Origin of the sequence: Gordonia sp. ALPHA1B1 (genome assembly GCF_005502615.1) — a bacterium.
Taxonomy (GTDB): domain Bacteria; phylum Actinomycetota; class Actinomycetes; order Mycobacteriales; family Mycobacteriaceae; genus Gordonia; species Gordonia hongkongensis.
The window spans coordinates 38,630-45,492 of sequence record NZ_SCOC01000037.1; the positions used below are offsets into that span (position 1 = coordinate 38,630).

Below are 6,863 nucleotides of genomic sequence, written 5' to 3' on the forward strand. Positions count from 1 at the left end.
CCGATGCTAGGTGACGGTGATGCCGCCGTCGACGGGCAGCGTCTGGCCGGTGACGTATCCGGCTGCGGCCGAGGACAACCAGATCGCGGTGGCAGCGAGTTCCTCGCCGTGTCCGGTCCGGCCGAGGAGTACCCGGGGCATCTGGGAGTCGAGATATCCCGGTTGGTAGGTGTCGGTCATCTCGCTCTCGAAGAATCCGGGGGCGATGGCGTTGACGCGAATGCCCTTGCGCGCGCCCCATTGCTGGGCCAGGTCGCGGGTGAGGCCGATGACGCCGGCCTTGCTCGCGGCGTACGCCGCCTGCGGCAGCCCGGCGGTGGTGATGCCGAGGATCGACGAGATGTTGATGATCGAGCTACCCGGTTGCATCACCCGCCCGCAGGCCTGGGCCATCCAGTAGGAGCCGTTCAGGTTGACGTCGATGACGCCGCGGAACTGTTCGGGGGTCTCGCGGGTCGCCGGGTACGCGGTCCCGACGCCGGCGTTGTTGATGAGCACGTCGACCTTGCCGAAGGTCTCCATCGCGGCGTCGACGACCCGCTGACACTGCTCGGGGTCGGCGACATCTGCGGGGACCACCAGCGCCTTGCGGCCGAGTTCCTCGACGGCGGCAGCGGTGTCGGCGAGCTTCTCCGCCCGGCGCGCGGCGAGTACGACATCCGCGCCCGCCTCGGCGAAACCGCGGGCGAACGAGACCCCCAGCCCGGACGAGGCACCGGTCACGATGACCACCTTGCCGGTGGTGTCGAACAGATCCATCACGGACATCGTTGTCTCCCTTGAGTACTCAGCACGGTGACCGACGCGGGGCGCCGGTCGAGTCGGAATCGGCGTCAGAACCAGGACGGTTCTACGTCGAGGGTGGTGCGGTCGAGTGCGGTCAGCAGATCGAGCTGTGGGCCGGTCTTGGGTAGTTCATACCGGAAGAAATACTGTGCCGCAGCGCGTTTGCCGTCGTAGAAGTCACCGGTCCGGCCGTCGGCGGCGAGGAGTTGTTCGAGCCAGATCCAGGCGATCACGATGTGGCCAGCCGTCTCCAGGTAGATCGTGGCGTTGGCCAGCGACAGCTTCGGGTCGCCCGCCGACCAGATGTGCGCGGTCACCTTCACCAGCCGGTCCACCACCGCGTGCAGCGTGTCGGCAAGGGTGTCGAGTCCGTCGACAGTCCGTGCGCGGGCGACGGTGGCCTCGATCGTCTCGGCCAGCGCGGCGAGACCGGCCCCGCCCTGCATGATCACCTTGCGCCCGAGCAGGTCCAAGCCGTGGATGCCGTGGGCGCCTTCGTGGATCGGGTTGAGCCGGTTGTCCCGGTAGTACTGCTCGACGTCGAACTCGCGGGTGTAACCGTATCCGCCGTGGACCTGGATCGCGAGGCTGTTCGCCTCGAGACACCACTGGGAGGGCCAGCTCTTCGCGATCGGGGTGAGCACCTCGAGCAACAGGTTCAACCGGTCGCGTTCGGCGGGGTCGGTCGTGGTGGCTGCTTCGTCGACGAGGGTGCTGCAGTACAACCCGAACGCGAGAGAGCCTTCGACGTAGGACTTCTGGGCGAGCAGCATGCGACGCACGTCGGCGTGTTCGATGATCGGGACCGGTTTGGTCGACGGGTCCTTGTGGTCGACGGGTCGGCCCTGCGTACGCACCTTCGAGTAGTCGAGCGAGGCCCGGTACCCGGCGTAACCCAGTGCGGTGGCGAGGAATCCGACGCCGATGCGCGCTTCGTTCATCATGTGGAACATGTAGGACAGGCCGCGGTGTTCGTCGCCGACGAGGTAGCCGACAGCGCCGGGAGCGGAGCGAGCGGGCTGATCGTCCACAGCGCCGGGAGCGGAGCGAGCGGGCTGATCGTCCACAGCGCCGGGAGCGGAGCGAGCGGGCTGATCGTCCACAGCGCCGGGAGCCGTCTGGGTGGAGTCGGCGGGGAAGGTGCCATCGCCGAAGTTGAGCAGGGTGTTGGTGGTGGCGCGGTTGCCCATCTTGTGGTTGAGGCCGACGAGCGCGACGTCGTTGCGTGTTCCGTCGGCGAGGTACTTGGGCACGATGAACAGCGAGATGCCCTTGACGCCGGGGCCGCCGCCGGGGATCTTCGCCAGGACGAGATGGACGATGTTCTCGGTGAGTTCGTGGTCTCCGCCCGAGATCCACATCTTGGTGCCGGTGATGCGGTAGGTGCCGTCGCCGGCGGGTTCGGCCTTGGTGGTGATGTCGGCCAGCGACGAGCCGGCCTGTGGCTCGGACAGGCACATCGTGCCGGAGAAGCGGCCTTCGACGAGGGGACGGACCCAGGTGTCGCGCTGCTCGGGGGTGGCGTACTCGGCCAGCAGGTTCGCGTTGCCGACGGTGAGGAAGTTGTACGACGACATCGCGGCGTTGGCGGCCTGGAACCACACGGCGGAGGCCTGGCGGATGACGGTGGGCAGTTGCATGCCGCCGAGTTCGTCGTCGAAGGAGGCCGAGATGAGACCGGCCTTGCGGTACTCGGTGAGGCCGGCGACGATCTCGTCGGGCAGGACGACCTTGCCGTCGTCACCGATGTAGGGCTCGTTGGCGTCGCCGATCTTGTTGGCGGGTGCGAAGCACTTCATCGCGATGTCGGCGCTGAGTTCGAGCACGGCGTCGAAGGTCTCCCGTGAGTGTGCCGAGAAGCGTTCCCGCGAGGTCAGCGTCTCGACATCGAGCCATTCGTAGAGCAGGAACTCGAGGTCCCGCCGGGACATGGGTGTGGTCATCGCACTTCCTCGTCGTTCAGGTGGGCGGACGCTGGTACGCGGATGTCCGTCGCCCGTCCATCATGCCCCGGCATCAGGGCTCGCCCCGACCCGGGTTTCGCCAGTGGGTTGTCCCGAGCGGCGACACGGCCGGCGTGGTCAGACGTCGATACCGAATTCCTTGATCTTGCGATAGATCGTCGCGCGCGAGATGCCCAGCGCGTGGGCGGCGGCGAGTTTGTTGTGGCCGTTCTCCTCGAGACTGCGCACGATGGCGTCGCGTTCGAGGGCCTCGATGCGGGTGAGGGTGTGACGGCTCTGCGCCCGATACGTCGGGGGCAGTTGCGTGACGGTGATCGTCCCGGAACGGTGGTGGGTGACCACGTCGCGCAGGGCCTGACGCAGTTCGGCGACGTTGCCCGGCCAGGTGTATTTGCTGAGCTGGCGCATCGCGTCCGGCGCCACCGGCAGTTCCTTGCCGCGGGTGAGCTGGCGCAGGATCGCGGGCACCAGGACCTGTAGATCTTCGATGCGGTGCCGGAGGGGTGGCACCTCGACGGTGTGGGAGAAGAACGGAAGCAGCGTCGCGCCGAGCGCTGGCAGTGTGTCGACGGTGCTCAGGGTGATGCCGAGCCAGCCCGCGTGTTCGCGACCCTGCAGCACGTCGGCGACGTCGAACAACATGTCGTCGTCGAACTCGTCGATGTCGCGCAGGATGATCGCGAAGTCGTCGCGTTCGATCTCGGCGGTGAAGGTGTCGAGGGTGTCGGCGTCGGAGAAGTCCTCGGCGGAGAAGACGCGGATGGTGCCGCGGCGGTACTGGCCGGCGGCCGCACGCAACACCGCGGCCCGGCCGCTCCCGCGTTCGCCCGATACCGCGATCCATCGGCCCGCGCCGACATGTTGGGCGATGCGATGACAACACTCCCGCCACGACGAACTGCGGCCGACGATGCCGGGCAGCGTCGCCGCGGCCGTCGGACGGCGTCGCGGTTCCGGAGCCGGACCGGGATCCATCAGGTGTACGTGGAAGACCGCGATGCCGGCGTCGGTGTCGGAGAACTCGACGACCGGCGCGAGTCGGACCGCGCGTCCGCTGGGCAGGGTGTTGACCCGGCGGGTCGACGAATTGTCCAGGGTCTGGTCCACGGCGTGCTCGAGCATCGACACCTGGTCTTGCGGATCGATGCTCTGGCGCAGTCGCCGGTTCATCAGCACGACGTCGGCGGCCAGCGCCAGGACCATCATCTGCGGCGCACGGCGGCAGGTGGCGAGATACGCTGCGAGCAGCCGGGATTCGCGCTCGCTGGCGTTCGTCAGCATCTGCTGCTCGATCTGGACGGTGGCCGACTTGGCCAGGGAGAGCAGCAGTGAACCCCCCTCCTCCACCCATCCGGTGAGATCGAGTGCGCCGACGATGCCGCCGGAGAAGGGGTTTCGGATCGGGACACCGGCACAGCTGAGCTGAGCGAGGCAGCCGGCGTAGTGCTCGGCGCCGGTGACGAGTGTGGCCTGCCGGGTCTCGAGTGCGGTGCCGATCCCGTTGGTGCCGGCGTGTTCTTCGCTGTAGCTGTACCCGGGAGCCAGGGAGACGGCATCGAGTTGGCCGAGGAGTTCCCGGCTGCCGGTGGCGCGCGACAGGACCACGCCGTCGGGGGAGGTGAGGATGATGCTCACCGGTTCCGCCGAGAGGTCGACGGCGAGCTGGTCGAGCACCGGACGGGCCGCGCTCATCAACGGGCTGTCCGTGTTCGGTTCGCGGACGAAGGGGAGTTCGAGTCGGTCCGCCTGCACCTTGAACGACCGCGACCGTCTCCACGAGGTGGAGATCGCGTCGCGGACGGTGCCGCCGAAACGGTCGTCGGCTACGCCGTCGTCGCTGAGGAAACGTTCGCGCGCCCGCGCGACGTAAGCGATCGAATTCCGGGCCTGGGCTGAGGGCTGATGATTCACCGGGGTAGACAACTCCCTACTGTGATGTACGTCTCACATCATCAGCAGTGTACAGAACAACGGGCTGGTGGCGGGGGTGGGTCGAGCCGGACGAAACGGACCGTGCTGACCCGCCGGGATCCGCCTGTCGGGACGGCTCGGCGGTGGGCCGGCCGCGATCGACGCCGAGAACGAATTCCGATCGCGACCGGCCCCCGTCACCGTCGTGCGGTGACGTCCCCGCCGGGGTCGATGGCCACCGGCCGGTGTGGGCCGGCCGGTGGCGGCCTGATGAAGGCCGGCCTAGTAGATGTTGGAGGGTCGGACCATGCCCTCGGCGAGGTCGCCGAAGCCGGGCGCCTCGATGGCGCCCGGGTGGGTGAGGACCTCTTCGACCACAGCCGTCTCGGTGGTGATCAGCAGGGCGGCGATGGACGCGGCACTCTCCAGTGCCGCCTTGGTGACCTTCGCCGGGTCGATGACACCTTCGTCGAACATGTCGCCGTAGCCACCGGTCATCGCGTTGAAACCGTGCCCCAGCGGCAGGCCGCTCACGACCCGGACCACCTCGTCGCCGTCGAACCCGGCGTTGGTGGCGATCCAGAAGAGCGGCTCGGCCATCGATCGACGCACGACGTCGATGCCGACGCCCTCGTCACCGGACACCTCGGCGAGCGACTCGAGCGCCCGATGTGCCTGCGCAAGAGCCGTTCCGCCGCCGGAGACGATGCCGTCCTCGACCGCCGCGCGTGTCGCTGCCAGCGCGTCCTCGACGCGGAGCATGCGCTCCTTGAGTTCGACGCTGGTGACCCCGCCGACCCGGATCACGGCCACCCGGCCGGTCAGCCGCGCGATCCGCAGTTCGAGGCTGTCGCGGTCGGCGTCGATGCGGGCGCGGGCATGCTGGGCCTCGAGTTGCGCCACCCGCGCGTCGACGAGACCCTGGTCGCCACGCGCGCCGACGATCGTCGTCGCATCTTCGGTGATGGTCACCCGGTCGCACTTGCCGAGCTGCTCGACGGAGACCTCCGACAGTTCCAGCCCGGTGTCCTTCGCGATCACCTGACCGCCCAGGGCGACGGCGAGATCCTCGAGTTCGGCCACCCGCCGATGTCCGAAGCCCGGGGCCCGGACCACCACCGACTGCATCGTCTTGTGCATGTTGCCGCCGACGAGGAGCTGCAGGGCCGGGCCGTCGACGTCCTCGGCGAGGACCAACAGGGGTCGATCGGCACGCTTGGCCGCCTCGATGCTGGGCATGATCTCCTGAACGGTGGTGATCTTCTTGTTCGTCAGCAGGACCACCGGGTTCTCGAGAACCGCTTCCATGCGTTCGTGATTGGTCACCATGTAGCCGGAGATGTACCCGTGGTCGAACTCGATGCCGTCCACCACGTCCACGCCCAGCCCGAGCGTGTCGCTCTCCTCGGTGGTGATGACACCGTTACGACCCACGTACTCGACGGCCGCCGCGATCGCCGAGCCGATCACCTCGTCGTCGCTGGCGGCCAGCGTGGCGATCCGCTCGAGGTCGCTGCGCCCGCCGAGTGCGACGGACTGCTCGGACAGCGACTCGATCACGGTGGCGATGGCACGCTCGATGCCTCGACGCACCCGCATCGGGTTGGCGCCCTGTTCGACCGCCCGTAGACCTTCACGGACCATTGCTTGCGCCAGCACGGTCGCCGTGGTGGTGCCGTCGCCGACCACCCCGTTGGTCTTCATCGCCACTTCTTTGACGAGCTGGGCGCCCATGTTGGCGAACGGGTCGCGCAACTGGATCTCGCGGGCGATGGTCACCCCGTCGTTCGTGATGGTCGGAGGGCCGGTGAGCTTCTCCAGGACCGCGTTGCGTCCCTTCGGTCCCAGCGTCACCTTGACCGCGTCGGCGAGTGCGTTGACCCCTCGCTCGAGCCGCAGCCGCGCTTCGGCGTTGTAGCGCAACTCCTTGGCCATGGTCGTCCTGCCTTTCGTTCGGTGTTCTCGGCTGTGTACTGCGGTAAATCTGTTGTGCTGCTCGCCCTTTGCTCGCACCTCGACGGCGCGGCCCACCCCTGCCCCCTGAGGAGCGCCCGGAGCTTGCGGAGGGCGGCCAACCCCCTGCTCCCTGAGCCTGAATCTTTCACGGGTGGGTAGGGTTTCGCCGATCGGTTGTCGGTGTCGCCTTTTGATGGTTGGTGCTGGTGTGTGGGCAGGGTGGATCGCCAGCGTTGGGTTCGCTGG

The 6,863-nt window shown here is 68.0% G+C and carries 4 protein-coding genes; all 4 read right to left on the minus strand.

Annotated elements, in window-relative coordinates:
- Positions 1–6 precede the first annotated feature (6 nt).
- Positions 7–768 carry a glucose 1-dehydrogenase gene (locus FFS52_RS19590; RefSeq protein ID WP_065631863.1) on the minus strand — a complete coding sequence of 254 codons (762 nt, stop codon included), beginning with the start codon at positions 766–768 and terminating at the stop codon, positions 7–9.
- 65 nt (positions 769–833) lie between these two features.
- Positions 834–2,729, minus strand: a complete 1,896-nt coding sequence (locus FFS52_RS19595) for an acyl-CoA dehydrogenase (protein ID WP_137810667.1) — start codon at positions 2,727–2,729, stop codon at positions 834–836.
- A 138-nt stretch (positions 2,730–2,867) separates the two neighbouring features.
- Positions 2,868–4,661, minus strand: a complete 1,794-nt coding sequence (locus FFS52_RS19600; RefSeq protein ID WP_171011682.1) for a helix-turn-helix domain-containing protein — start codon at positions 4,659–4,661, stop codon at positions 2,868–2,870.
- A gap of 282 nt (positions 4,662–4,943) precedes the next feature.
- Complete coding sequence (groL, locus tag FFS52_RS19605) at positions 4,944–6,596, minus strand: chaperonin GroEL (RefSeq protein ID WP_078113340.1); 1,653 nt, start codon at positions 6,594–6,596, stop codon at positions 4,944–4,946.
- Positions 6,597–6,863: the final 267 nt, after the last annotated feature.